At 74.9% G+C, this 24,138-nt stretch carries 22 protein-coding genes; 14 read left to right on the forward strand and 8 right to left on the reverse strand.

Translation table 11 applies throughout. The features are described from left to right. The first annotated feature begins 1 nt into the window (after position 1). The 10 genes from V6U82_RS01305 to V6U82_RS01350 all read left to right on the forward strand — a co-directional run bounded on the left by V6U82_RS01305 (position 2) and on the right by V6U82_RS01350 (position 10,836). A complete protein-coding gene (locus tag V6U82_RS01305) occupies positions 2–484 on the forward strand; it encodes a phage tail protein (protein WP_013286679.1) in 483 nt (160 codons plus the stop codon). Between the two features lie 1,644 nt (positions 485–2,128). Beyond that, positions 2,129–2,887, forward strand: a complete 759-nt coding sequence (locus tag V6U82_RS01310) for a CIS tube protein (RefSeq protein ID WP_334458649.1) — start codon at positions 2,129–2,131, stop codon at positions 2,885–2,887. 49 nt (positions 2,888–2,936) lie between these two features. Beyond that, a complete protein-coding gene (locus V6U82_RS01315) occupies positions 2,937–4,508 on the forward strand; it encodes a phage baseplate assembly protein V (RefSeq protein ID WP_334458651.1) in 1,572 nt (523 codons plus the stop codon). Beyond that, positions 4,508–4,846, forward strand: a complete 339-nt coding sequence (locus V6U82_RS01320) for a hypothetical protein (protein ID WP_128139107.1) — start codon at positions 4,508–4,510, stop codon at positions 4,844–4,846. Before V6U82_RS01315 ends, V6U82_RS01320 begins: the two co-directional genes overlap by 1 nt. Beyond that, positions 4,843–5,307: a GPW/gp25 family protein gene (locus V6U82_RS01325; protein ID WP_334458652.1), complete on the forward strand. Its 465-nt coding sequence runs from the start codon at positions 4,843–4,845 to the stop codon at positions 5,305–5,307. The genes V6U82_RS01320 and V6U82_RS01325 overlap by 4 nt, the downstream gene beginning before the upstream one ends. Continuing rightward, the gene (locus tag V6U82_RS01330) at positions 5,304–7,925 is read left to right on the forward strand and encodes a putative baseplate assembly protein (protein ID WP_334458654.1); all 2,622 of its coding nucleotides are present in this window, start codon (positions 5,304–5,306) and stop codon (positions 7,923–7,925) included. Before V6U82_RS01325 ends, V6U82_RS01330 begins: the two co-directional genes overlap by 4 nt. Beyond that, a complete protein-coding gene (locus V6U82_RS01335) occupies positions 7,906–8,547 on the forward strand; it encodes a phage tail protein (protein ID WP_334458656.1) in 642 nt (213 codons plus the stop codon). Before V6U82_RS01330 ends, V6U82_RS01335 begins: the two co-directional genes overlap by 20 nt. Next, positions 8,544–9,464, forward strand: coding sequence for a hypothetical protein (locus V6U82_RS01340; protein WP_334458657.1), 921 nt, complete (start codon positions 8,544–8,546; stop codon positions 9,462–9,464). The genes V6U82_RS01335 and V6U82_RS01340 overlap by 4 nt, the downstream gene beginning before the upstream one ends. Positions 9,465–9,576: 112 nt before the next feature. After that, a complete protein-coding gene (locus tag V6U82_RS01345) occupies positions 9,577–10,053 on the forward strand; it encodes a hypothetical protein (protein ID WP_334458658.1) in 477 nt (158 codons plus the stop codon). An 18-nt stretch (positions 10,054–10,071) separates the two neighbouring features. Continuing rightward, positions 10,072–10,836 carry a hypothetical protein gene (locus V6U82_RS01350; RefSeq protein WP_334458659.1) on the forward strand — a complete coding sequence of 255 codons (765 nt, stop codon included), beginning with the start codon at positions 10,072–10,074 and terminating at the stop codon, positions 10,834–10,836. Here V6U82_RS01350 and V6U82_RS01355 read toward each other — a convergent pair. From V6U82_RS01355 to V6U82_RS01390, 8 genes are all read right to left on the reverse strand, one after another. After that, on the reverse strand, positions 10,829–11,440 hold the full coding sequence (locus tag V6U82_RS01355; protein WP_334458661.1) for a bifunctional 4-hydroxy-2-oxoglutarate aldolase/2-dehydro-3-deoxy-phosphogluconate aldolase: 612 nt from the start codon (positions 11,438–11,440) through the stop codon (positions 10,829–10,831). The two genes, V6U82_RS01350 and V6U82_RS01355, sit on opposite strands and share 8 nt — an antisense overlap. Further along, on the reverse strand, positions 11,437–12,393 hold the full coding sequence (locus V6U82_RS01360; RefSeq protein WP_334458663.1) for a sugar kinase: 957 nt from the start codon (positions 12,391–12,393) through the stop codon (positions 11,437–11,439). Before V6U82_RS01360 ends, V6U82_RS01355 begins: the two co-directional genes overlap by 4 nt. A 65-nt stretch (positions 12,394–12,458) precedes the next feature. Beyond that, on the reverse strand, positions 12,459–13,307 hold the full coding sequence (locus tag V6U82_RS01365) for a PmoA family protein (protein WP_334458665.1): 849 nt from the start codon (positions 13,305–13,307) through the stop codon (positions 12,459–12,461). Beyond that, positions 13,304–13,954 (reverse strand): hypothetical protein, encoded by a 651-nt coding sequence (locus V6U82_RS01370; RefSeq protein WP_334458667.1) that lies wholly within the window; start codon positions 13,952–13,954, stop codon positions 13,304–13,306. The genes V6U82_RS01365 and V6U82_RS01370 overlap by 4 nt, the downstream gene beginning before the upstream one ends. Next, positions 13,951–14,817 carry a carbohydrate ABC transporter permease gene (locus tag V6U82_RS01375; protein ID WP_334458669.1) on the reverse strand — a complete coding sequence of 289 codons (867 nt, stop codon included), beginning with the start codon at positions 14,815–14,817 and terminating at the stop codon, positions 13,951–13,953. The genes V6U82_RS01370 and V6U82_RS01375 overlap by 4 nt, the downstream gene beginning before the upstream one ends. Next, a complete protein-coding gene (locus tag V6U82_RS01380) occupies positions 14,814–15,794 on the reverse strand; it encodes a carbohydrate ABC transporter permease (protein ID WP_091417601.1) in 981 nt (326 codons plus the stop codon). Before V6U82_RS01380 ends, V6U82_RS01375 begins: the two co-directional genes overlap by 4 nt. Positions 15,795–15,815: 21 nt before the next feature. After that, entirely contained in the window at positions 15,816–17,159 is a 1,344-nt protein-coding gene (locus tag V6U82_RS01385; RefSeq protein WP_334458672.1) for an ABC transporter substrate-binding protein, read from the reverse strand. Between the two features lie 97 nt (positions 17,160–17,256). After that, positions 17,257–18,303: a LacI family DNA-binding transcriptional regulator gene (locus V6U82_RS01390; protein ID WP_334458673.1), complete on the reverse strand. Its 1,047-nt coding sequence runs from the start codon at positions 18,301–18,303 to the stop codon at positions 17,257–17,259. A gap of 241 nt (positions 18,304–18,544) precedes the next feature. Between V6U82_RS01390 and V6U82_RS01395 the strand changes: the two genes are divergently transcribed. From V6U82_RS01395 to V6U82_RS01410, 4 genes are read left to right on the forward strand one after another with little or no spacing between them, the layout of a single operon-like run. After that, the gene (locus tag V6U82_RS01395; RefSeq protein ID WP_334458675.1) at positions 18,545–19,873 is read left to right on the forward strand and encodes a Gfo/Idh/MocA family protein; all 1,329 of its coding nucleotides are present in this window, start codon (positions 18,545–18,547) and stop codon (positions 19,871–19,873) included. A gap of 16 nt (positions 19,874–19,889) precedes the next feature. Further along, positions 19,890–21,323, forward strand: a complete 1,434-nt coding sequence (uxaC, locus tag V6U82_RS01400; RefSeq protein WP_334458676.1) for a glucuronate isomerase — start codon at positions 19,890–19,892, stop codon at positions 21,321–21,323. After that, positions 21,320–22,621: an enolase C-terminal domain-like protein gene (locus V6U82_RS01405; RefSeq protein WP_128138689.1), complete on the forward strand. Its 1,302-nt coding sequence runs from the start codon at positions 21,320–21,322 to the stop codon at positions 22,619–22,621. Before uxaC ends, V6U82_RS01405 begins: the two co-directional genes overlap by 4 nt. Then, entirely contained in the window at positions 22,612–24,096 is a 1,485-nt protein-coding gene (locus V6U82_RS01410) for a mannitol dehydrogenase family protein (protein ID WP_334458678.1), read from the forward strand. Before V6U82_RS01405 ends, V6U82_RS01410 begins: the two co-directional genes overlap by 10 nt. Positions 24,097–24,138: the final 42 nt, after the last annotated feature.

Here is a 24,138-nt window from a genome sequence, read left to right on the forward strand (position 1 = left end):
CATGCCCACCACCGCGACGCCGCAGCCGGGAGCACCCGTCGACCCGTACCGGGCGTACCACTTCAAGCTGCTGATCAACGGGATCACCAACGGGCACTTCACCGAGGTCAGCGGCTTCGAGGTGGCGATACCGGCGCTGTCGTACCGGGAGGCGGGCAACGAGCGCATCCGGGCCGTGCCCGGCCAGGTCGAGTACGCCCCGGTCACCCTCCACTTCGGCCTGACCAGCTCACGCGAACTGTGGGACTGGGTGAACGCGGCGGCGAAGGGCACCGTCAACCGGCGCAACGTGTCGGTGGTGCTGCTGGACCCGGCCGGCACCGCCGAGGTGCTGCGCTGGAACATGATCAACGCCTGGCCGACCCGGTGGCGGGGCGCGCACCTGAACACGCTGTCGCAGGAGATCGCCATCGAGGCGCTGACCCTGGCGTACGAGGGCCTGGAGCTGGAGGCCGGCGGTGCCGCCGCCCCGGCGACCGCGTGACCGGGTGGCCCGCGCCCTGCGGGCCACCGCCGACCGCCTGTCCGCTCCGGATTCACCGGACGCACCGTCCTCAACGGGCTTCCCGGGTTCCCCGAGTTCCCCGAGCTCGCCGGGCTCCCCGGGCTCTCCGGCGGACGTGCCGCGCCCGCCCGGTCAGCCGCCCGAGCACTGGCGACGGCTGGTGGCGGCGCACGCTCCCGGCCTCCTGCGCGACCTTCCCCCGCCCCCGTCCACCGTCGAGCACGGACCTCTCACCGGCCCGTCCGCGAACGGCAGCCCGGACCGGACGCCGGTGCGACGGGAGGAGACGAGCCGGCGCGGGATGGGCCGGTTGTGGCGAGGATGGAAGGCGCGGTTGGCCGACCGCTTCGGCTCAACCCGTTCCCGAACGCGTCACCCCCACGGGGCCGATCCGGGTTCGTCGTCGAGATCTTGGTACGAACCGGCCCCCACAGGGGCCATTTCCTACCAAGATCTTCAGGGCGTGCCGATGGGCGGGACGGGGGCGCCGGGATCGGCAGAGCCGGGCGCAGCAGCGAACCGCGCCGCCGCAGGACCGATCCGGGCGGCGTCTACCTGGACCGGTCCGGGAAGCGGATCGGCCCGGCCGGGGAGCGGGCCCGCCGGTGCGGAGAGCGGAACCGCCGGTGCGGAGAGCGGAACCGCCGGTGCGGGGAGCGGAACCGCCGGTGCGGAGAGCGGAACGGGGCGGGCGGGGGCGAGAAGCGGATCGGCCGGGGCCGCGTCTTCCGCACCGGCGGCCACTGCCGGGTTCCACACCCGTTACGACGCAGGGCCGGGCGCTGCCTCGGCGCCTGCCCTCCCGCCGGTGTGCCGGTGCGGGACGGGATCGCGCGGTCCGGCGGGATCGCCGGGCGAGCGGACGACGGCAGGCGACGCGGACGCAACCGGATCCGCGGGCACACCGGGAAGGGCACGAACGCCGGGCGCAGCGGGCGGGTCGGGCCCAACCGGATCGACGAATGCGGCCGGGTCGGCGAATGGGGCCGGATCGGCGGGTACGGCGGGCACCACCGGCGGCACGGACACGGCCGGATCGCGCGCCGCGGACACGGCTGGATCATTCGGCACACCGGCGTCCGGCGGACCGGACCGGCAGTCGCCGCCCACGCGGTGGCCCGGCGTCGACGCGGATCGGGCGGACGCCCTCGCCAGGCGTGCTCGGGCCGGCCGGAGCCGGGAGCGGCACCGGCCGGACGCCAGCGGGACGGAACCGTCGCCCGCTCGGGAAGACGTACTCCCGCTCCCGTTCGCGGCCGCGTCACCGCACCGGCGGCAGGGGCCGGCCGGACACGGCGGGACCGGGGACGGACCCGTCGACCACCACCCGGGGCGGGCCGCGGGCTCGCCGTACCCGGACGGACGCGACCCGGCGCCGGGCGGCGAGTTCCGGACGCGACGGTGGCAGGGGCCCACCTCCGGGAGCCCGTGGCCGGCGCTGCCGGACGACGGCGGCTCGACCCGGACGCCGAGCCCGGCCGGCGCGGGCCGGGCGAGCGACGGCCGAGCACACGCGGATCCGTGGCCGGCGTTGCCGGGCGAACCGGTGTGGTGGACCCCGGCGGCGCGGGCCACCCCGTGGGATGACACGGCCCGGCTGGACCGGGAACAGGCGGGTGACTGATGGAGCGCGTCGCCTTCCTCGTGGACGAGTCCGGCACCCGGGTCGACTGCCTGCTCAACCCGGAGACCGTGCAGGTGACCCGGCTGGCCGGGGTACGCCCGCGCGGCGGGCCGGACGGGCCGCTCACCGGTGCCGGGCTGGCCGACGACCCGCTCGTCTTCACCGGCGGCGGGCGTACCGAGCTGGTCCTCGATCTGCTCTTCGACGTCGACTTCGTGGAGTCACCGGCCCGGCCGGAGGACGTCCGCGCGCTGACCCGGCCGCTGTGGATGCTGGCCGAGAACTCGGCGGTCGAGCACGGCTGGCTGCGCCCGCCGCTGGTCCGTCTGGTCTGGGGCAAGACCTGGAACGTCCCCGGCGTGATCACGGCCGTCGCGGAACGCTTCGACGCGTTCACCCTCACCGGTACGCCCCGGCGGTCCTGGCTGCGGCTGAAGCTGGTCCGCGTCGCGGAGGGCGCGGAAGCGGCGCGCGCCGGGTTCGAGGAGGAACTGGCCGCGGCGAGCACACCAACTGTCACGCCCGGGTCGGCGGTGGTCGCCGCCGCCGACGGCGCAGCCGAGCCGGGCTGGTCCGGGGTGCGCTTCGACCTGCTCGCCCACGACGCGCTGGGCTCGCCGCTGCGCTGGCGGCTGCTCGCCGAGCACAACCGCATCACCGACCCGCTCACGGTGCCCGCGGGCACCGCGCTCGCCGTTCCTCCGGTCGGTGCCGCCCCGGCCCCGCCCGACGCCGTCACCACGGGAGGCACCCCGTGACGCGCCACTCGACCGGCGCCGCCCGGCGAGCAGCCACCCGGGGCGCGCCGTGAGCCGGGCCGCCTTCGTGACCGTGGACGGACGGCCGCTGGCCGACCCGGCCCGGCTGCGCGGCATCCGCGTGGCCGCCCGCCTGGACCGGCCGGCGCAGTGCGAGCTGACGCTCACCGCCGCGCCCGGCGCGGGCCCGCTCGACCCCCCGGTACGCCCCGGCGCCACGGTCGGCGTACGCCTGGACGGGCAGTCGGAGGCGCTGTTCACCGGCGAGGTGACAGCCGTCGAGCGGGAGTACGCCGGTGACGGCGCCGCGCTGGCGCGGATCCGGGCGTACGACCCGCTGCACCGGCTGCGCAAGCGGCAGGAGCTGCGGGTGTTCGAGTCGGTGACCGCCGCCGAGCTGGCCGGTGAGCTGTGCGCCGGGCTGGGGTTGAGCGTGGCGGCCGAGGACGACGGGCCGCGCCTGGACCGGCTTCTCCAGCACCGGCACACCGACCTGGACCTGCTGTGCGAGGTGGCCGGCCGGGCCGGGCTGCACCTGGGCGTCGACGGTGACCGGTTGCGGCTGTTCACCCTGGACGGGTACGGGGAGCCGCTGCCGTTGACGCTCGGCGAGACGGTGCACGCGCTGCGGGTGACCGAGAACCTGGACCGGGCGGGCGCGGAGTGCGCCGTACTCGGCTGGCATCCGCAGCGCGCGGAGCCGCTGGGCCGACGGGCGGACGAGGCGCGCAGCGGGCGGCGGATCCCGCTACGCCCGGACCCGGGCGACGTGGGCGCGAACGGCGTGCGTACCGCTGTGGACCAGCCCGGGCGCAGCGACGACGAGCTGGCCGCGCTGGCCCAGGCCGGGCTGGACGCCCGGGTGGCGGCGCTGGTCACCGCCGAGGGCACCGCGGAGGGCGACCCGGCGCTGCGGCCGGGACGGCGGATCGCCCTGGCCGGCGTCCCGGAGCCGGTCGCCGGGGTGTACGTGCTCACCGAGGTGGTGCACACGGTGGACGCGGACGGGCACCTGAGCCGGTTCTCCACGGCGCCGCCCGGCCCGCCGCCGTCGGCCGCGCCCCCGGCGGCCACGGTCACGCTCGGCACGGTCACCGACGTCGACGACCCGGACGGGCTGGGACGGGCCCGGGTGACGCTTCCCGCGTACGGCGATCTGGACGCCGGCTGGCTCGCGGTGCTCTGCCCGGGCGCGGGCCGGGGCAAGGGGATCGTCGCGCTGCCCGATCCGGACGACACCGTGCTGGTGGCGCTGCCCGGCGGCGAGCCCGCCTCGGGCGTGGTGCTCGGTTCGCTGTTCGGCGCGGTCGAGCCGTACGACGCGGGCATCGTCTCCGGACGCTCGCGCCGCTGGTCGATGCGGACCGGCACCGGGCAGTCGATCGTGATCGACGACGACGGCCGCACGCTGCGGCTGGCCACCGACGCGGGCAGCTTCGTCGAGCTTCGTCCCGAGCTGACCACCGTGCACGCGGCGGGTGACCTGGTGCTCTCCGCGCCCGGCCGGGCCGTCGTGGTGCGCGGCCGCACCGTCGACTTCCTGCACGCCCCGGCCGCTGAGGACGCCGAAACCGCCGCCGCGCAGGCCCGTACGCTCGCCCGTTCCGCCGGAGGTGGCTGATGCGCTGGATCCACCGCGACTCGCTGATCACCTGCGGACACGACGGGCGGGTGCGCAACCGCCCGTCCCAGGACTGGGTCACGGTCCGGGGCGTGCCGGTGCTGGTGCGTCCCGACCCGGAGGGGCGCGACATCACCGCCTGCCCCAACTACGGCCCGACCATCAAACCGTGCCTGCACACGCGCACCGTCAGCGTGGGTTACAGCACGTGGGTGCGGGTGGACCGGCAGCCGGTGGTGCTGTCGCACCTGGACGGCCTCACCGACGGTACCCCGCCGGGCACCGTGCACCACCAGGTCCGCGACGTGCGGCAGGGTTTCCTGGGGGCGGACGCATGAGGGCCTTCCGCTTCGTCGGCGCCGGCTTCGACGCCGGCCGCGCCGGTGGTCTCGCGCTCACCGCCGCCGGCGGGCTCGCCATGACCGACGGCGACGAGACGGTACGCCAGGCGCTGTACCTGCTGCTGTCCACCACGCCCGGGGAGCGGCTGATGCGTCCCGGGTACGGGTCGCGGCTGCACCGGCTGGTCTTCGCGCCCAACGACGACACCACGGCCGGGCTGGCGATCCACTACGTGCGGCAGGCGATCCGGCGCTGGGAGCCCCGGGTCGAGGTGCTGGACGTGGACGCCGGTCCCGACCCGGACGACCCGTGGCGCCTGGTGATCCGGCTGGACTACCGGGTCCGGGCCAGCCTCTCCCCCGGCCACCTCGTGTTCTCCGTCGACCTGCTGCCCGCCGACGACGAACCCGCCGGCACCGGACCCGGCGACACCGCTGACGAGGAGGGCACGCCATGACGCTGCCGGTGCCGCACCTGGACGACCGCGCCTTCCTCGACCTGGTCACCGAGGCGCGGGAACGCATCGCCCGGTCCTGCCCGGACTGGACCGACCTGTCCGCGCACGACCCGGGCATGGCGCTGGTGGAGGCGTTCGCGTACCTGACCGAGGTGATGATCTACCGGCTGAACCAGTTGCCGGAGAAGGCGTACGTCGCGTTCCTGAACCTGCTCGGCGTCACCCGGCACCCACCGGCGGCGGCCTGGGCGGACGTGCGTCTGACCCGCACCGGCCCGGATCGCGGCCCGGTGCGGGTGCCGGCCGGCACCCGCGTCGCCGCGGCCCGCGGCGCGGACCCCCGGCCGGTCGTCTTCGTGACCACCGAACCGGCGGTGCTGCCCGCCGGCGAGACCACGGCGACGGTACGCGTGCACCACTGCGAGCCGGTCGAGGCGGAGCTGCTGGGCACCGGCACCGGGCAGCCCGGTCAGGTGTTCCGGGCCGCCCGCGCGCCGCTGACGCGTACCACCGAGGCGCTGGACCTGCTGCTCGGCGTGGAGGTGCCGCCCGGCTCGGTGGAGCTGGGCGCGGCGGCCCGGGAGCACGAGGGGCGCACGTACGAGATCTGGCGGCCGGTGGACAGCTTCGCCGGTGTCGGCCCGCAGGCGAAGGTCTACCTGGTGGACCGGGCCTCCGGGGTGGTCACGTTCGCCCCGGCGCTGGACCTGCGCCCGGACGGGGGCGCCCCGGCCGTCGAGGGGGCGGCCGGGGCGACCACGGTGGCGGCGGTGCCGCCGGCCGGGCGGCAGGTGCGGCTCTGGTACCGCTGCGGCGGCGGTCCGGCCGGCAACGTCGCGGCGGGCGTGCTCACCAGCCTGCGCGACCCGCTGCCGGGGGTGAAGGTGGACAACCCGGAACCGGCCACCGGCGGCCGGGAACTGGAGTCGCTGGAGTCGGTGCTGGCGCGCGGGCCGTACGAGTTCTTCGCCCAGCAGCGAGCGGTGACCGCCCGGGACTTCGAGATCCTGGCCACCGGCTCCGGGGCGGTGGCACGGGCGCGGGCGTTCACCCGGGCCGCCGTCTACAGCTTCGCCCGGCCCGGCGAGGTCGAGGTGGTGCTGGTGCCGTACGTGCCGGAGGCGGCCCGGCCCGGCGGCCGTCTGCCGGTGGCGGTGCTGCGCGAGCACGAGGTGGAGGAGGCCCGCCGCCGGGTCGAGGCCGACCTGGAACGGCGCCGCGCCCTGGGTACGGCGGTGCGCGCGGGCTGGGCCCGGTACAAGGCGGTGTCCATCCAGGCGCGGGTGGTGGTGCGCCGCGAGGAGGACGTGGACGCGGTGCGCCGCCGCATCCACGACCGGCTGCACCAGACGCTGAGCCCGCTGCCCACGCCGCTGAACCCGGCAGGCTGGGCGTTCGGCGAGCCGCTGCGCGCCTCCAACGTGTACCGGATGCTGGAGCACGCCGAGCCGGGCGTGCGCTACGTCGAGTCGGTGCGGTTCGTGGTCGACGAGGCGCCCGACGCGCGGGTGCGCACCGTGGCGGTGGACCAGTACCAGGCCGACACCTGGTACGCGGGCGGCGGCCCGGTGCTGTTCCGCTCCACCAACGCCGGCGCGGGCTGGGAACCGGCGGGCCGGTTCGACGACGAGACCGTGGTGCGGGTGGTTCCCGCGCCCGCCCCGGTACGCCCCGGCGTCGTGCCCCGGGCCGGTTCGGTGGCGGTGGTCACCACCCGCGACGCCGGCGGTTCCCGGGTCCGGCTGAGCACCGACCTGGGTGAGACGTGGACGCTGCTGACCGACCTCGACTCCGGCGTACGCGACCTGGCCTGGATCGACCGGGACGGCACCGGCGCGCTGCTGCTTGCCACCGACACCGGCCTGTACGAGGTGCCGCTGCTGCCCGGCGCGGTGCCGTTGCAGATCCTGGTCGACCCGGCCGACGCCGACCGGGGCTTCTACGCGGTGCGCGCGTTCGTCTCCGAGCGCGGCGCGCCCGGCGTGGCGGTGGCCGCGCAGGCCGGATTCGGGGTCTACCTGTCCACCGCGGCGGGACGGCCCGGCACGTTCGCCCACGTCGGCCTCGCCAACGTGGACAACCGGGTGCTCGCCGTGCAGTACGACGGCCCGGCCACGCTGCTGTGGTGCGGCGCGGGCGAGCCGGACCCGAAGAAACCGGGTCAGGGCTGCCATCGCACCCGGTTGTTCGAGTCGGACGTGAAGTGGCAGTCGATGGCGTCCGGCTGGATCGGCGGCACCTGCCGGGACCTGGCGTTCAGCGGCCCGCTCGCGCTGGCGGCGACGCAGAGCGGCGGCGTGGTCCGGCTGGACACGCTGGCCGGGCAGCCGCAGTGGTCGCCGGTGATGGTGAACTGCGGCCTGCCGCTGCGGGACCGGACCCGATTCGTCCCGGTCGACGCCATCGCCGCCACCGCGCCCACCGGCACGTCGGGCGCCGGGCGGCTCGTGCTGGCCGGCGGCGAGCGCGGCGTGTTCCGCAGCGGCGACGGCGAGGACTGGACGGCGAGCGCCAACCAGGCCACCGCCGACGTGGTCACCGTCCCCGGCACCTGGCTGCTCTGCTCCGGCGAGCACGACATCGAGGTGGTGCGGCAGGATGCGCCGAGCGGCGATTGAGCGGCTGCTGCCGACCGCGTACCAGCGGGCCGCCGGCCCGGGCAGCGTGCTGGGCGCGCTGCTGGACGTGATGGAGGCGCTGCACGCCCCGGACGAGGCGGTGCTCGCCGACGTCGACGCGCTGTTCGGGCCGTACCGGACGCCGGACGGGTTCGTGGCGTACCTGACGCGCTGGGTGGCGATGGACCACGTGGTCGCCGCGCCGCGCGCCGACGCGCCGCTGCCGTTGCCGGTGGGCCGGCTGCGGGACCTGGTCGCGCACGGCGCGCTGCTGGCCCGGTGGCGCGGCACCCCGTACGGGATGCGGACCGCGCTGGAGCTGGCCACCGGCGTCACCGGGTTCGTGCTGGACGAGCCGCCCGAGCGGCCGTTCCACCTGGTGGTGCGGGTGCCGCCGGCCGCCGCCGACCGGCTCGCGCTGGTCACCCGCATCGTCGAGGCGGAGAAACCGGCGGCGGTCACCGTCGAGGTCGTCGCCGCCCGAGCCGACCCGCCCTCCGACCCGACGTCGCCCGAGCCGGACGTCGCCGTGCCCGCCGCCGGGGTGGCTTCGGTGCGCGCGGTCGGCCGGGCGCACGTACCCGCCCCCCTGGCCCACGATCCGCCCGAGGAGCCGTCATGACCACTGAATGGACAGTCGTCGCCGCCGCCGAACAGTTCACCCTGGACGCCCGCAACGCCGGTGAGCTGACGTTCACCGTGTCCAACCCGGGTACCGCGCCGGACACCGTCGTGTTCGACGTGGCGCCCGGTGAGGGCAGCCAGCGCGGCTGGTTCACGGTGGCCGAGCCGCAGCGGGTGGTGCCCGGGCAGGGCTCGGTGTCGTTCCTGGTCCGGCTCGCCGTACCGCCCGGTACACCGCCCCGGCGCTACGACATGACCGGGTTCGCGTACTCGGCGAACACCGCGCCGGAGGAGAGTTCCCGGTCCAGCGGCCGGGTCACGTACGACGTGCGGGCCGTCGTACCCCCGAAGCGCGCGCCGTGGCCGTGGATCGCGGCCGCCGCGGCGCTGGTGCTGGTCGTGGCCGGGGTGGTGACCTGGCTGGTGACCCGCGGACCGGACACCCCGCCCCCGCCGCGGGCCGACGCGGTGACGGTGGAGGCGGAGACGCTCGTCTCCGGCGCGGCGGTCCAGTCCCCCACCGGCGCGAAGGCGGAGGTGGTGGCGCAGGAGAACTGCTGCGACGTGGTGTGGTCCGGCGACGCGCAGCTGTTCTTCCTGGGCCGGGGCGTGGGCGACCGGGTGACGGTGCAGGTGGACGTGCCGTCCGACGGCACCTGGCGGTTCTCCACCGTGCGCACCACGTCGTTCGACTACGCGAACACGATCTGGCTGGTCGACGGCCGGCAGGTCGGCGACACGTTCTTCGGGTTCAGCCCGACGGTCGTCCGCACCGACGAGGTGGACGTGGGCACCGTGGAGCTGACCCGCGGCCCGCACAAGCTGACGCTCGTCGCGGTGAGCAAGACCCAGGGCACCGACAGGTACTTCGCCGGGGTGGACGAGATCCGCTTCACCCCCGTCGTCCGGCCGTGAGCGAGGAGTGAGCCGGTGTTGCGAGCCCCGCAGTCGCGAACCAAGACGGCACCGTGAGCGCGAGGAGTGAGCCGGTGTTGCGAGCCCCGCAGTCGCGAACCAAGACGGCACCGTGAGCACGAAGCAGAAGGTGCTGCTGGTGGCGGTGGCCGTGCTGCTGGTGGCGCTGTACGTGGTGGCGGTGGCCGGGCGCCGCGACGACCCGGGTGATCCGGCGGCCGGGCCGGGGGCGCTGGCCCGGCTGGGGCGCGGGACCGGGACGGTGGACCCGGCGACGGTGGCGGTGACGTGCCTGCCGCCGGCCGCCGATCCGGCCACCACCGCCGACGGGGTGACGCTCGCGTTCGGCACCGCGTGCCGGCTGCGGGTGGCCGACCCGGGCGCGCTGCGCACGCTCGTGTTGCGGGGTACGACGCCGTTCGAGGTGACCGCCCCCGCACCCGGCGACGCGGACGTCACGGTCACCGACGAGGTCGCGCCCGGCGCGGACGGCCCGGCGGTGGCGAAGGTGGCTGTCGACCGGGAGACCGAGGTGCTCCTGCGCTGTCCGGGAGGTGGCGGATGTGCGGTCACGCTGGCCCGGTCCTGACCGGGACGGAGACGCGGCATGGGTGAGTTGCGCAAACCGTTCCTGCTGCTGGCGCTGCTCGCGGTGGCGCTCGTGGTCGGCGTGGAGCTGGGCGCGGCGGCGCTGACCGGCGGCGGGGACGCGAGCGGCGCGCTGCGGGAGCGCGCCGGTCAGCTCGGCGTCGAGCTGGGCGACGTCGGCGCGGTGTCCGAGCCGTCCGGTCGGGGCATCGGCTACCTGGCGCTGATCGACGTGGTGGCGCTCTGGACGACCGGGCTGTTCTGCCTGAGCCTGGTGCTGCCGGACCGGGTGCAGGGCCGGGTGCAGGGCGTGGCGACGCTCGTCTTCTCGGTCGTGCTGCTGCTGGTGTCGCTGGTCCTGCTGATCGTCGCGTTCGTCGAGCTGACAGTGATGGTGTCGCTGTTCCTGGCGCCGCCGTTCGGCACGCTGGCCTACCTGGCGGTCTGGGGGTTCTTCCCGGTCGACGACGCGGCGGTGCTGCTCGGGCTGGCGCTGCTGCTCAAACTGGTCTGGGCCGCGCTGCTGCTCGCCGCCCAGCCCCGGTTCCTGCGCAACAAGGGCCTCGTCGCGCTGGCGCTGACCACGCTGCTGTGCACAGTGGTGCTGCAGTTCCTGCACGGCCTGGTGCCGGTGATCCTGGTCAGCATCCTCGACGACCTGGGCGCCGTGGTGTTCGCCGTGGTGGCGCTGATCTGGGCGCTGGTGCTGCTGATCGGGTCGATCCCGGCGATCGTCAAGGCGATCCGGACCACCGCCACCACATCCGGTCGTACGGTCAGGTGACCGTGCCGGCCGCGAGCGCGGCCAGGCGCGGCAGCTGCTGCGGGTCGGTGAGCGCCGACCCGACCGCCACCACGCGCGCCCCGGCGGCGAGGAAGTCGGCCGCGTTCCCGGCGTCGACGCCGCCCGTCGCCACGAACCGGGCCTCCGGCAGCGGCCCGGCGACCGCGCGGAACCAGGCCGGGCCGAGGCTGACCGCCGGGAACGCCTTGAGCCACACCAGGCCGTGGTCGAGCGCCCGCTGCGCCTCGGTCGGGGTGGCCACGCCCGGCAGGTGCGGCACGCCGAGACCGGCCGCCGCGTCGGCGACGGCCAGGTCCAGGCCCGGCGCCACGGTGAACGCCGCCCCCGCGGCCACCGCCTGCCGGACCTGCTCCGGGGTACGCACCGTGCCCGCGCCCACGATCCGGTCCCGCCGCCGCCCGGCCGTCACGGCGGCGCGCAACGCCGGCACCGCTTCCGGGGTACGGATGGGCACCTCCACCACGGCGATGCCGAGATCCCACGCCAGCTCCGCCAGCCGGACCGTCTCGCCTGCGGGCAGGTCCCGCAGGATCACCATCACCCGCGCGTCGCCGAACAGCGCCTCGAAGTCGTGCCCGCTCATCTCCCGCTCCCTCCCCTGATTCGCGCCTGCTCGGTCCACGCCTCGTCCGGCAACGCCAGCGCCCGCGCGGTCGTCTCCGGGTCGGGTGGCGGCGCGGTGTCGCCCGGCACGGTCAGCACCGGCGCGGCGGTGAGGTGACCCAGCCGCAGGCAGGAGCGCAGGTCGAGGTCGCGCAGCAGTCCGGAGAGGAACCCGGCGGCGAACGCGTCCCCGGCGCCGACCGGCTCCACCACCTCCACCGGCAACGCCGGCACGAACACCGCCGGCCCGGTACGCGGCAGCGCCGTCGCGCCGACCGGCCCGTCCTTGACCACCACCAGCTCCGGGCCGGGCAGCAACGCGCGGACTGCCGCCGGATCGCCCGCCGACCAGAGCGCCGCCGCCTCGTCCAGCCCGACCAGCACCACGTCGGCGCGGTCGGCCAGGTCGCGCAGGACCGGTGCGGCCCGCTCGGCGGGCCAGAGCGCCGGCCGGTGGTTCACGTCGAAGCTGACCCGCGCGCCCGGCAGCGACCGGCCGGTCAGCGCGTGCTCCAGCAGGTCGCGGCAGGTGCCGGAGAGCGCGGCGGTGATCCCGGACAGGTGCAGCAGGCGCGCCCCGGCCAGCCCGGGACGCGCGAGGTCGGCGGCGCCGAGGCGGCTCGCGGCCGACCCGGCGCGGTGGTAGTGCACGCGGGTGCGGTCCGGCCCGGGATCCTTCAGGTAGAGCCCGGTCGGCGCGTCCGGATCCACGGCGACCACTGAGACGTCCACGCCCGCGGCGGCGACCTCGGCCACCACCCGGCGCCCGAACGGGTCGTCGCCGACCCGGCTGACCCACGCCGCGCGGTGCCCGAGCCGGGCCAGCCCGGCCGCCACGTTGGACTCCGCGCCGCCCACGCCGACGGTCAGCCGCGCGGCGTGCTCCAGCGACCCGCCGTCATCAGGGGCGAGCACCACCATCGTCTCGCCCACGCAGACCACCTCCGGACCGCCCCCGGCGCGGCCTCGGCCCGCGACCCCGGAGCCAAGCGGCTCGCTCACCGGACGACCGCCGCGTCCAGCCGGGCCGCGATGTCGGCCGGGTCCAGGTGGCCGTCGGCGACGAGCACCCGGTGCCGGTTGTGCCGGGGCCGCCCGGCCGCGACCACCGCCGGGCTGTCGAAGGCGTACGCGACGCAGACGCCCGGGTACATCGTGGTGCGCACGAACCACCTGTCGCCCGGCCCCAGACCGGTGAACACCAGCGTGTACGCGCCGCCGCCCGGCGCGGAGGCGGACAGCGCCAGCCAGGGCGCGGCCGACCCGTTCACCGCCTCCTCGCCGTCCGCGCCGGCGGTGCGCACGAGTGGTTCCCCGTCGGCCACCGCCCGCCAGAAGAAGCCGCCGTACCCGGCACCGCCCGGGCGGCCGTTCGTGGCCGGGCTGCCCAGGTGCACGTCCGCGCCGGTGGCGGCGATGAGCGTCGCCGACAGGTCCAGCCACCAGGCGTCGTCGCCGGCCGGGGCGGCGGTGATCCGCCGGTGCTCGCGCAGCAGCACCCGGCCGTGCCGGTCCCGCCACTCCAGGTCGTGGTCGAGCCGGTCGGCGGCCCGCTCCCGCCAGCCGGTGTGCGCGATGACGCCGTGGTCGTCGCGCCAGGTGTAGCCGGTGCCGCGCACGTACGTCCGGCCGCCCCACAGGTTGGCGCCGTCGACGTCCTGCACGGCCAACGACGCGCCGAGGTGCCAGACGTGGTCGGCCGGGAGCGCGTCGGTGACCGGCGTGCCGGCCCGGGTCCGCACCGGGTGCAGGTAGGGCCGGGGTCCGTGGCGCGGGTCGAGGTCCGGCCGGACCACGTACCGGGCCACCTCGGCACCGTCCACCACCAGCCGCGGCTCGGCGGTCACGACGGGTCCGGGGCGGGGACCGGGCGGCGGGCGTCCAGCGCGTGCAGCGCCGCGAGGGCGTACCCGCCGAGGATCGGCACCGCCACCGGCGTGACCAGCACGCCCAGCAGCACTGCCAACGCGCAGACGCCGGAGGCGGCGGCCCAGGTGCCGGGGCGCTGCGGGCAGGTGCGGGCCACCTCACGGGCGGCCGTCCGCCACCCCCGGCCGCCGGTGCGCCCGACCGCGACGGCGACCAGGCCCGCGTACCCGAGCAGGACCGCCACCACGACGGCGGTGAGCGCGAGCGCGGGCCCGCCGCCGGGCACCCGGCCGGTGGCGAGCGCGAGCAGGTCGGCGGCGAGCAGCGCGGCGGCGGCGAGCGCGACGGCGCTGACCGCCAGCCCGGCGGGCAGCGCGCGGCCGAACCGGCGCAGGCTGGTCCGCGCGTCGGGCCAGGAACCGCTGATCGACCGGTCGTGCAGCGCGGCACCGGCGGCGGCGACCGCCGGGGCGAGCGTGAGCACCGGCAGCGCGGCCAGCGCCACGGCGAAGCCGAGCAGCGCCAGGTCGGTCGCCTCGCGCAGCGTGTCCCGCCAGTCGGCGCGGGCCGGCGCGCTGTCGGGGTGGGCGGGTACGGCGTCGCTGAGGGCAGGCACGGCGGTCATCCCTTCAGCCCGCTGGTGTTGATGCCCTCGACGAGCATCCGCTGGAACGCCAGGAAGAACAGGAACACCGGCAGCAGGGACAGCACCGACATGGCGAACATCGGGCCGACGGCGCTCTGGCTGGTCGAGTCGATGAACAGGGTCAGCGCCACCGGGACGGTGTAGTCCTCCAGGTTGGACAGGAAGACGAGCTGCCGGAAGAAGTCGTTCCAGGTCCAGATGAACGAGAAGATCGCCGTGGTGACCAGCGCCGGCCGGCTCAGCGGCAGGATGACGTGCCGGAACACGCCGTACGGGGACGCGCCGTCGATGGTGGCCGCCTCGTCCAGTTCGCGCGGGATGCCCCGCATGAACTGCACCATGAGGAAGACGAAGAACGCCTCGGTGGCCAGGAACTGCGGCACCAGCAGCGGCAGGTACGGCCAGTCGCCGCCGACCAGGCCGAGGCTGCGGAACAGGATGTACTGCGGCACGATCAGCACGTGCCCGGGTAGCAGCAGCGTCCCGATCATGACGGTGAACCACAGCTTGCGCAGCCGGAACCGCAGCCGGCCCAGGGCGTACGCGGCGAGCAGGCAGGACAGCGCGTTGCCGACGACGGTGAGCCCGCTGACCAGCGCGCTGTTGAGGAAGAACCGGCCGAAGCTGATGTCGAAGTTGGTCCAGCCGTCGAGGTAGTTGCCGGGGGTGAACCGTTCCGGCAGCAGGCCGACGTTGTTGACGATCTCGGCCTGCGACTTGACCGAGGTGCCGAGCATCCAGAACAGCGGGTAGAGCACCACCGCGACGATCGCCACGAGCACGACGAGCCGCAGGACGTTTCGGCCGCTGCCCGGCCGGCGGGTGGCAGCGAGCGCCGTCATGAGTCGTCTCCGTCCGAGTAGTGCACCCAGAACCGGCCGGTGCTGAAGAAGACGGCGGTGACCACGCCGATCGCCACCAGGAACACCCACGCCATCGCCGACGCGTAGCCCATCTCCAGGTCGGTGAAGCCGGAGATGTAGAGCTTCAGCGTGTACATCAGGGTGGAGTCGACCGGGCCGCCGGTGCCGTTGCTGAGTACGAACGCGGCGGTGAAGCCCTGGAAGCCGTTGATGGTCTCCAGCACCAGGTTGAAGAAGATCACCGGGGACAGCATGGGCAGGGTGACCGCGCGGAAGCGCCGCCACGCCCCGGCGCCGTCCACCGCCGCCGCCTCGTACAGCTCGGTGGGCACCTGCTTGAGCCCGGCCAGGAAGATCACCATGGGTGCGCCGAACTGCCAGATCGCCAGCACCATCAGTGTCTCCAGCGCCCAGTCCGGGTCGCTGACCCAGGGCAGCCCCTCGACGCCGAACAGGGCGAGAAACGAGTTGAACGCGCCGTCCCGGTTGAACATGTTGACCCAGACGATGGCCAGCGCGACGCTGCCGCCGAGCAGCGACGGCAGGTAGAACAGGCTGCGGAACAGCCCGACGCCCCGCCATGCGCGGTTGAGCAGCAGCGCCACGCCGAGCGCGGCGGCCAGCTTCAGCGGCACCGCGATCAGCGCGAACGTCAGCGTGACCCGGACCGCGTGCCAGTACGACGGGTCGGCGGTGAACATCCGCTCGTAGTTGGCCAGTCCCACCCACCGCACCTCGGACAGCGGGGTGAGGATGTCGTAGTCGGTGAAGCTCAGCCAGAGCGACAGCAGCATCGGGATCGCCGTGACGCCCATCAGTCCGATGAGCCAGGGCGAGAGGAAGACGTACCCCGCCAGGCCCTCGCCGAGCCGGGCCCGGCCGGCCCCGCGCCGCGTGGGGCGGGGGCCGGCCGGTCCGGTGCGCGGGGTCCGGCCGGGTGCCGTGGTGAGAGCCACGGGACCGGTCCTTTCGTCGGGTCAGGCGATCGCGGACTTGCAGGCGGTGATGAACTGCTCCGCCGCCTGGGCCGGGGTGGCGCGCCCGTACTGGGCGTTCTCGGCGGCCTTGACCAGCTCGGACTTGACCTTGCTGTGCCCCTTGATCGGCACCTGGGGCGAGGCGCCGAACTTCTGCGCCAGGTCGGACTCGACCTGGATGGACTGCTTCATGGCCGGGTCGGTGGCGGTCTCGCTGACCTTGGCGCGCAGATCCATGTTCGACGGCAGTCCCCGGTCGGTGCCGAGCAGCGCCACCGCCTCCGGGTCGTTGTTCAGGAAGTTGATCACATCGACGGCGACGTCCTTGTGCTTGCTGCCCTTGAAGACCGACCAGTACATCGAGGCGCGCGCCCACTGCGCGCTCGGGTCACCCGGGTACGCGACGACGCCCAGCTCGTCCTTGGTGTTCTTCTTCAGGTCCGGCATCTGGTTGACCCACACCCAGGAGGTGGCGGACTTGCCGGTGACCACGAGCTGCTTGGTGATGTCGCTGGAGTTGCCCTCGTGGATGACGTCGGGCGTCGGGGTGGCGCCTCGGTCCCGCGCGCCCTTCCACAGCTCGAACCACTTGGTCACGTCCTCGGCGGTGAAGCCGAGTTCCTTGCCGTTGTACAGGTCCTTGCCCTGCTGGCGCAGCCACACCCAGAACGCCTTGTAGTCGGCGCTCGGGTCCTGGGTGCCGGGGATCTTCGTCTTCTTCGCCACCTGCTCGGCCCAGGCGATGTGTTCCTCCCAGCTCATCCCGGTGGTCGGCTCGGGCAGCCCGTTCCTGGTCAGCAGCGTCTTGTTGTAGACCAGTCCCTGGGTGTTCTCCCCGGCGGCCACACCGGCGAGCTTGCCGTCGACCACGCCGTACTCCAGCAGGCTCTTGGGGAACTTCGACACGTCGAGCTTGCCTGAGTCGCGGTAGCTGCCCAGGTCGAGCGTGGTGCTGCGGCCGGCGTACTCGGCCAGGTAGTTGTCGTCGATCTGGAACAGGTCCGGCGGGTTGCCACCGGCGGTCAGCGTGGCGAGCTTGTCGAAGTAGCCCTGGTTTGCCTGCCAGGTCTTCTCGAACGTCACGTCCGGATGCTTCTTGGTGTAGAGGGCCAGGGCGTCCTCGGTGAGCTTGGCCCGGGCCTCGCCGCCCCACCAGAAGACGGAGAGTTTGACCGGGCCGCCGTCGCCGCCGCCGGAGTCGTCTCCGCAGCCGGCCGCGCCCAGGGCGAGCGGCACGGCGAGCGCGACGGCGGCCAGGCCGCGGACGAGTCGGCGTCGGGTCAGGGGGGTACGGTGATGCCGCCCGGCGGGTGCGCCGGCGGTGGGGGACGTTGCGGGGTGCATCTGCGCTCACTCCTCGGCTGTGGGAGGCGACGACGTCACCGGCGGCCGTCCACGGGCCGCCCGGGTCCGCAGTGCTGTGCGGGCCCGGGCCACCTGCTCAGGCTCCGGTGCCGTCCCGGCCGGGCGCGGGGACGGGCCCGGTCGAGTCGCGGACGACCAGTTCGGTCTGGAGCATTACCTGTGCGGTGGTGCGACGGTCGCCGGTCGCCGTGCCCCGGCCCCGGGCGCCGCGCGGCGCGTCGGAGTCCAGTTGCAGCAGCATGTCGACGGCCGTCCGGCCGGCGGCCGCGGTCGGCGTGGCCACCGTCGTCAACTTGGGGCGGGTGAGCCGGCTCAGCGCGATGTCGTCGACGCCGACGACGCTGACGTCGTGCGGCACCCGCGACCCGAGCGCGTCCAGCCCTTCGATCAGGCCGATCGCCATCAGGTCGTTGTAGGCGAGCACGGCGGTGACGCCGCTGCGGCGTACCTGTTCGGCCAGGGCGCCGCCGCCGGTCTCGGTGGGCTGGTTGGGTCCGAGGACGGTCAGCTCCGCTCCCCCGCCTCTCGCGGCGGCGGTCGCGGCGCGGCGCATCTCCCGGGCGGTCCAGGAGCCGCGCGGGCCGCCGAGCAGCGCGATCCGGCGGTGGCCGAGCCCCAGCAGGTGCTCGATCGCGGCCCGGGCGCCCTGCCCGACGTCCATCATCACGCAGGGCAGGCCGGCGACCTGGCGGTTTATCACCACCACCGGGACCTCGCGGCTGACCTGCTCGATCAGGCTGTTGCTCATCCGGGGGCTGCACAGCAGCACGCCGTCGACCTGCTTGGCCAGCGCGTGGACCAGGTCCTCCTCGGCGACCGGGTCCTCGTTGGTGTCGGCCACGAACACGTGGTAGTCGCGGTGCCGGGCCTGCCCCTCCGCCGCCTTGATCAGCGGCGGGAAGAACGGGTTGGCGATGTCGGCCACGATCAGGCCGATGTTGTGCGTACGCCCGGTGATGAGGGCCCGGGCGGCCCGGTTGGGCCGGTAGCCGAGGTCCTCCGCGCAGGCCAGCACCCGGACCCGGGTCTCCGGGTTGACCAGGTGCGGGGCCGAGAACGTACGGGACACGGTGGAGATGTGCACACCGGAGGCGCGGGCGACGTCCCGGATGGTGGCTGGCACGGCGGGCTCCCTCGTCCGATGTGGTGGGGGTCACGGGTGCCGCCCATTAATGCAAACGGTTGCGCCCGTGTCAACGGTCCATTGTTGCGGCTCGATTGCGCCGGCGTTCCCGCCGCATGCAGGAAAGCACATCAATGCGGATGGATAGGGCGGCTTGGGCGGCAACCGTTGACGACGCATCCATCGTCATGGTTTCTTCGGCTGCAAACCTTTGCAGCCGACTGCCGGGGAGGCCGACGTCATGTCACCACCGGCCCGGGAACGGGTCCGCCACGCCCTGGTGGGTGCCGGGGCACGCGCCGAGATGTTCGTCCGCGCGCTGGCCCTCGACCACGCCGACACCGCCGAGCTGGTCGCGTTCGCCGACGTCAACCAGAGGAGGATGGACGCGCACAACCGCTGGCTGACCGAGCTGGGCCGGCCGCCGGTGCCCACCTACGCCGCCGCCGACTTCGCCGCCATGCTGGCGAAGGAGCGGGTCGACGTGGCGCTGGTGACCAGCGTGGACGCCACCCACGACGAGTACGTGACGGCGGCACTGCGGGCCGGCCGCGACGTGGTCGTGGAGAAACCGATGACTGTGGACGCCGAGCGGTGCCGGCGCATCCTGGACGCGGTCGCCGAGACCGGCCGCCGCGTCACCGTCGCGTTCAACTACCGCTACAACCCGCTGCACGAGCAGGTCCGGCGGCTGCTGGCCGACGGCGCGGTGGGCGAGATCGGGTCGGTGCACTTCGAGTGGCTGCTCGACGTGCGCCACGGCGCCGACTACTTCCGCCGCTGGCACCGCGACAAGTCCGTCTCCGGCGGGCTGCTGGTGCACAAGTCCGGCCACCACTTCGACCTGGTCAACTGGTGGCTGGACGCGCGTCCGGTCGAGGTGCACGCGTACGGCCGCCTGTTCTTCTACGGCGAGGACGGCCGCCGGCACGGCTACGCCCGCGACTACGACCGGGCACACGGCTCCCCCGCCGCCGACGGCGACCCGTTCGCGCTGCGCCTGGCCGACCACCCGAGGCTGCGCGAGCTGTACCTCGACGCCGAGGCCGAGGACGGCTACCACCGCGACCGCAACGTCTTCGCCCCCGGCGTGACCATCGAGGACGACCTGGCGCTGCTGGCCCGCTACGACACCGGCGCGACGATGACCTACCACCTCACCGCGTACGCCCCCTGGGAGGGCTACCGGGTGATGGTCAACGGCAGCCGGGGCCGCCTCGAACTGGAGGTGACCGAGAGCGATCACGTCAGCCCGTCCGTCGCCGGGGCGCTCAAAGGCGCGGCGCTGCACGGCGACGAGGCCGCCGTCGAGCAGGGCGGGGCCCGGCTCACGCTGCGCCCGTTCTGGGCGCCGCCGGTGGAGATCCCGGTGGAGGGCTGGACCCGGCGCGGGCACGGCGGCGCTGATGCCCGGATGACCCGGGTGCTGCTCGGCGGCGAACCCGACCCGCTCGGCCGGGCCGCCACCGCCCGCGACGGCGCGCTCGCCCTGCTCACCGGCCTGGCCGCCAACCGCTCGCTGGAGACCGGCGCGCCCGTCCGGGTCGCCGACCTGCTCACCCTGCCCTGACCGAGGAGTCCTCGCTGTGCCGATCATCTCCCGCGGTGACCTGCTGCTGCCCGCCGAGCCTGGGCTGCGCGCCCTGGCCCGCGAGCTGTACGCGCTCGCCGCCGAGCAGCCGATCATCTCCCCGCACGGGCACGTCGACCCCGGGCTGCTGGCCGAGGACCAGCCGTTCCCCGACCCGGCCCGGCTGCTGATCGTGCCCGACCACTACCTGACCCGGATGCTGCTCAGCCAGGGCGTACCCCCGGCCGACCTGGGCGTGCCGAGCGTCGACGGCAGCCCGGTGGAGACCGACGGGCGGACCATCTGGCGGCGCTTCGCCGCGCACTGGCACCTGTTCCGCGGCACCCCGTCCCGGCTGTGGCTGGAGCAGACGTTCCGCAACGTGTTCGACGTCGACACGCCGCTGGGCCCGGCCACCGCCGACGCCGTCTACGACGCGCTCGCCGAGCGGCTCGCCGAGCCCGGCTTCCGGCCCCGGGCGCTGTTCGAACGCTTCGGGATCGAGGTGCTCGCCACCACCGAGTCGCCGCTGGACGACCTGGGCCGGCACGCCAAGCTCGCCGCCGACGGCTGGGGCGGGCCGGGCGGCCGGGTGGTCACCACGTTCCGGCCCGACGACGTGGTGGACATGGAGTTCGGCAACTGGGCGGACAACGTGGACCGGCTCGCCGAGGTCTCCGGGGAGGACACCGGCACGTACGCCGGCTACCTGGCGGCGCTGCGGGCGCGGCGGGAGGCGTTCGCCGCCGCCGGGGCCACCTCCACCGACCACGGGCACCCGACCGCCCGTACCCTCGATCTCGGCCCGGCTCAGGCCGCCGCCTTGTACGACAAGGGCCGGCGCGGCCTGGCCGACACGGGCGACGCCGAGGGGTTCCGGGCGCACATGCTGCTGGAGTTCGCCCGGATGTCGCTCGACGACGGCCTGGTCATGCAGCTGCACCCCGGCGCGGTGCGCAACCACAACCGGTGGCTGCACGCCCGGCACGGCCGCGACGTGGGCGGGGACGTGCCGCAGGCCACCGAGTACGTGCACGCGCTCGCGCCGCTGCTCGACGCGCACGGCAACGACCCCCGGCTCACAGTGGTGCTCTACACGCTCGACGAGGACACGTTCACCCGGGAACTCGCGCCCCTGGCCGGCGGGTACGCGGCGCTGCGCCTCGGCGCGCCCTGGTGGTTCCTGGACTCCCCCGAGGTGCTGCGCCGGTTCCGGGAGGCGGTCACCGAGACGGCCGGCTTCTACAACACCGCCGGGTTCGTCGACGACACCCGCGCGTTCTGTTCCATCCCGGTACGCCACGACGTGGCCCGCCGGGTCGACGCCGGATTCCTCGCCCGCCTCGTCGCCGAGCACCGGATGACCGGGGACGAGGCCGCCGAGACGATCGTCGACCTGGCGTACCGGCTGCCGAAGCAGGTCTTCAAGTTCGGAGGTGGGCCTTCATGACCACGATCGTCGACGTCGAGGTGCACGACGTGCGCTTCCCCACCGCGGCCAGCGGCGACGGCTCGGACGCGATCAACCGGGGCGACTACTCGGCCACGTACGTGGAGCTGACCACCGACGGCGGGCCCACCGGTGCCGGGTTCACCTTCACCAACGGCCGGGGCAACGAGATCACCTGCGCGGCGGTACGCGCGCTCGCCCACCACGTCCGGGGACGCACCGTCGCCGAGATCGCCGCCGAACCTGTCGCGTTCTGGCGCTCGCTCACCGCCGACGCGCAACTGCGCTGGCTCGGCCCGGAGAAGGGCGTGATCCACATGGCCACCGGTGCGCTCGTCAACGCGGTCTGGGACCTGCGCGCCAAGCTCGCCGGCAAGCCGATGTGGCGCTTCCTCGCCGAGGCACCCACCGACGAGCTGGTCGCGACTGTCGACTTCCACCACATCACCGACGCGCTCACCCCCGACGAGGCGGCCGCCATCCTGGACAAGGGACGCGACGGCCTGGCCGACCGGCTGGCCGGGCTGGAACGCGACGGGTTCCCCTCGTACACCACGTCGGTCGGCTGGCTCGGCTACCCGGACGAACAGGTCCGCGCGCTGACCCGCGAGGCGTACGCGCAGGGGTGGCGCGCGATGAAGATGAAGGTCGGCGGGCGGATCGAGGACGACCTGCGGCGGGCCCGGGTCATCCGGGCCGAGATCGGGCCGGACGCGCTGCTGATGATGGACGCCAACCAGGTGTGGGACGTGGACGAGGCGATCGCCGCGATGGGCGTCCTGGCCGAGGTGGACCCGTACTGGATCGAGGAGCCCACACACGCCGACGACGTGCTCGGGCACGCCCGGATCGCCCGCGCGGTGGAGGAGCTGACCGGCGGACGCTGCCGGGTCGCCACCGGCGAGGTCGCCGCCAACAAGGTCATCTTCAAGCAGTTGCTCCAGGCCGAGGCGATCGGCGTGATGCAGGTCGACGCGTGCCGCGTCGGCGGCGTGGACGAGGTGCTCGCCGAACTGCTGCTGGCGGCCAAGTTCGGCGTGCCGGTGTGCCCGCACGCCGGTGGCGTGGGCCTGTGCGAGTACGTGCAGCACCTCGCGATCTTCGACCACCTGCGCGTCGGCACCAGCCTGGACGGGCGCATGGTCGAGTACGTCGACCACCTGCACGAGCACTTCACCGACCCGGTCCGCACCCGGGGCGGGCGCTACCTGCTGCCCACCGCGCCCGGCTACAGCGCCACCATGCGGCCGGAGTCGATCGCGCAGTTCCGCTTCCCGGACGGGCCGGCATGGCGCTGACCACCGACCGGCTCGGCCTGGCCACGCTGCGCCGGCTGCCGCCGGAGTCCCGGCCGCTGCTGCGCCCCGGCACCGTGCCGGCCGGCATCGTCCATCTGGGCCTCGGCGCGTTCCACCGCGCCCACCAGGCCGTGCACACGGAGGCGGCGGTCGGTGCGGCCGGCGGCGACTGGGGCATCATCGGGGTCGCGCCGCGCAGCACCGGCGTGGTCGACGCCCTCAGCGCGCAGGACTGCCTGTTCAGCGTCACCACGCTCGCCGCCGAGAGCGCGGCCACCCGGGCGGTCGGCGCGCTGACCGGGGTACGGCACGCCGCGAGTGATCCGGACGCGGTGGTCGGCCTGCTCGCCGACCCGGCGATCCGGGTGGTCACGCTGACGGTGACCGAGAAGGCGTACCGGCTGGACCCGGTGACAGCCGCGCTGACAGTGGACGCGGACCTGACCGCCGACCTGACCACCGGCCGTCCCCCGCGTACCGTGCCGGGTCTGCTGGTCCGCGGTCTGCTCGCCCGCGCCGCCGCCGACGCCGGGCCGCTGGCGCTGGTGAGCTGCGACAACCTTCCCGCCAACGGGCGGCGGCTGCGAGGGCTGGTGGAGCAGTGCCTCGCGCTGGCCCGGGTGCCGGACGCCACAGCCGAGCGGGTGCTCACCGCCGTCACCTGCCCCGGCACCATGGTGGACCGGATCGTGCCGGCCAGCACCGACGAGACCCGGGACACCGCCCGGCGGGCGCTCGGTGTCACCGACCTGGCGGCGGTCGCCGCCGAACCGTGGTCGCAGTGGGTGATCGAGGACGACTTCCCGGGCGGGCGACCGGCCTGGGAACGATCCGGCGCGGTGCTCACCGGCGACGCCGGCCCGTGGGAGCGGCTGAAACTGCGGGCACTGAACGGGGTGCACTCCGCCACCGCGTACCTGGGTGCGCTCGCCGGCGCGGAGACGGTGGCCGAAGCGCTGACGCTGCCGCACCTGGACACGGTGCTGCGGCGGCTGGTCACCGAGGAGATCGCGCCCAGCTTCACCCCGCCGCCCGGCGTGGACGTGACCGCGTACGGCGAACAGGTGCTCGCCCGCTTCGGCAACCCGGCGATCCGCCACCGCACGTGGCAGGTCGCCATGGACGGCTCGCAGAAGCTGCCGCAGCGGGTGCTGCACACCATCACCGACCTGCGGGCGGCCGGCCGGTCGGCGCGGTGGAGCGCGCTCGTGGTGGCCGCGTGGCTGCGGTTCCTGCTCGGGTACGCCGACGACGGCCGGCCGCTGCCGCTGGACGACCCGCTCGCCGACCGGCTGCGCGCCGCGCTCGCCGCCGGAGCGCACACCCCGGCCGGGGTGGTGGACGCGGTCTTCGCGCTGCGCGAGGTGTTCCCGGCCGACCTGGCCGCCGACGACGAGGTCCGCGCCGATGTGACCGGCTGGCTAACCGCGCTGGAACGCCACGGCGTCCGGGCGACACTGGCGGACGCCCGGTGAGCGGGAGCAGGCCGAGTGGGCGCCGATCGGCCGGAGGTGAGC

The organism is Micromonospora sp. CPCC 205554, assembly GCF_036902745.1.
GTDB classification, from domain to species: domain Bacteria; phylum Actinomycetota; class Actinomycetes; order Mycobacteriales; family Micromonosporaceae; genus Micromonospora; species Micromonospora tulbaghiae.

Excerpts from the sequence above, each read along its gene's own strand:
- V6U82_RS01375 (WP_334458669.1), bottom strand. The coding sequence starts at position 14,817 with ATGACGGCGCTCGCTGCCACCCGCCGGCCGGGCAGCGGCCGAAACGTC.
- V6U82_RS01320 (WP_128139107.1), top strand. The coding sequence starts at position 4,508 with ATGCGCTGGATCCACCGCGACTCGCTGATCACCTGCGGACACGACGGG.
- V6U82_RS01340 (WP_334458657.1), top strand. The coding sequence starts at position 8,544 with ATGACCACTGAATGGACAGTCGTCGCCGCCGCCGAACAGTTCACCCTG.
- V6U82_RS01350 (WP_334458659.1), top strand. The coding sequence starts at position 10,072 with ATGGGTGAGTTGCGCAAACCGTTCCTGCTGCTGGCGCTGCTCGCGGTG.
- V6U82_RS01385 (WP_334458672.1), bottom strand. The coding sequence starts at position 17,159 with ATGCACCCCGCAACGTCCCCCACCGCCGGCGCACCCGCCGGGCGGCAT.
- V6U82_RS01405 (WP_128138689.1), top strand. The coding sequence starts at position 21,320 with ATGACCACGATCGTCGACGTCGAGGTGCACGACGTGCGCTTCCCCACC.
- V6U82_RS01310 (WP_334458649.1), top strand. The coding sequence starts at position 2,129 with ATGGAGCGCGTCGCCTTCCTCGTGGACGAGTCCGGCACCCGGGTCGAC.
- V6U82_RS01330 (WP_334458654.1), top strand. The coding sequence starts at position 5,304 with ATGACGCTGCCGGTGCCGCACCTGGACGACCGCGCCTTCCTCGACCTG.
- V6U82_RS01370 (WP_334458667.1), bottom strand. The coding sequence starts at position 13,954 with ATGACCGCCGTGCCTGCCCTCAGCGACGCCGTACCCGCCCACCCCGAC.
- V6U82_RS01410 (WP_334458678.1), top strand. The coding sequence starts at position 22,612 with ATGGCGCTGACCACCGACCGGCTCGGCCTGGCCACGCTGCGCCGGCTG.
- V6U82_RS01395 (WP_334458675.1), top strand. The coding sequence starts at position 18,545 with ATGTCACCACCGGCCCGGGAACGGGTCCGCCACGCCCTGGTGGGTGCC.
- V6U82_RS01335 (WP_334458656.1), top strand. The coding sequence starts at position 7,906 with ATGCGCCGAGCGGCGATTGAGCGGCTGCTGCCGACCGCGTACCAGCGG.
- V6U82_RS01305 (WP_013286679.1), top strand. The coding sequence starts at position 2 with ATGCCCACCACCGCGACGCCGCAGCCGGGAGCACCCGTCGACCCGTAC.
- V6U82_RS01355 (WP_334458661.1), bottom strand. The coding sequence starts at position 11,440 with ATGAGCGGGCACGACTTCGAGGCGCTGTTCGGCGACGCGCGGGTGATG.
- V6U82_RS01325 (WP_334458652.1), top strand. The coding sequence starts at position 4,843 with ATGAGGGCCTTCCGCTTCGTCGGCGCCGGCTTCGACGCCGGCCGCGCC.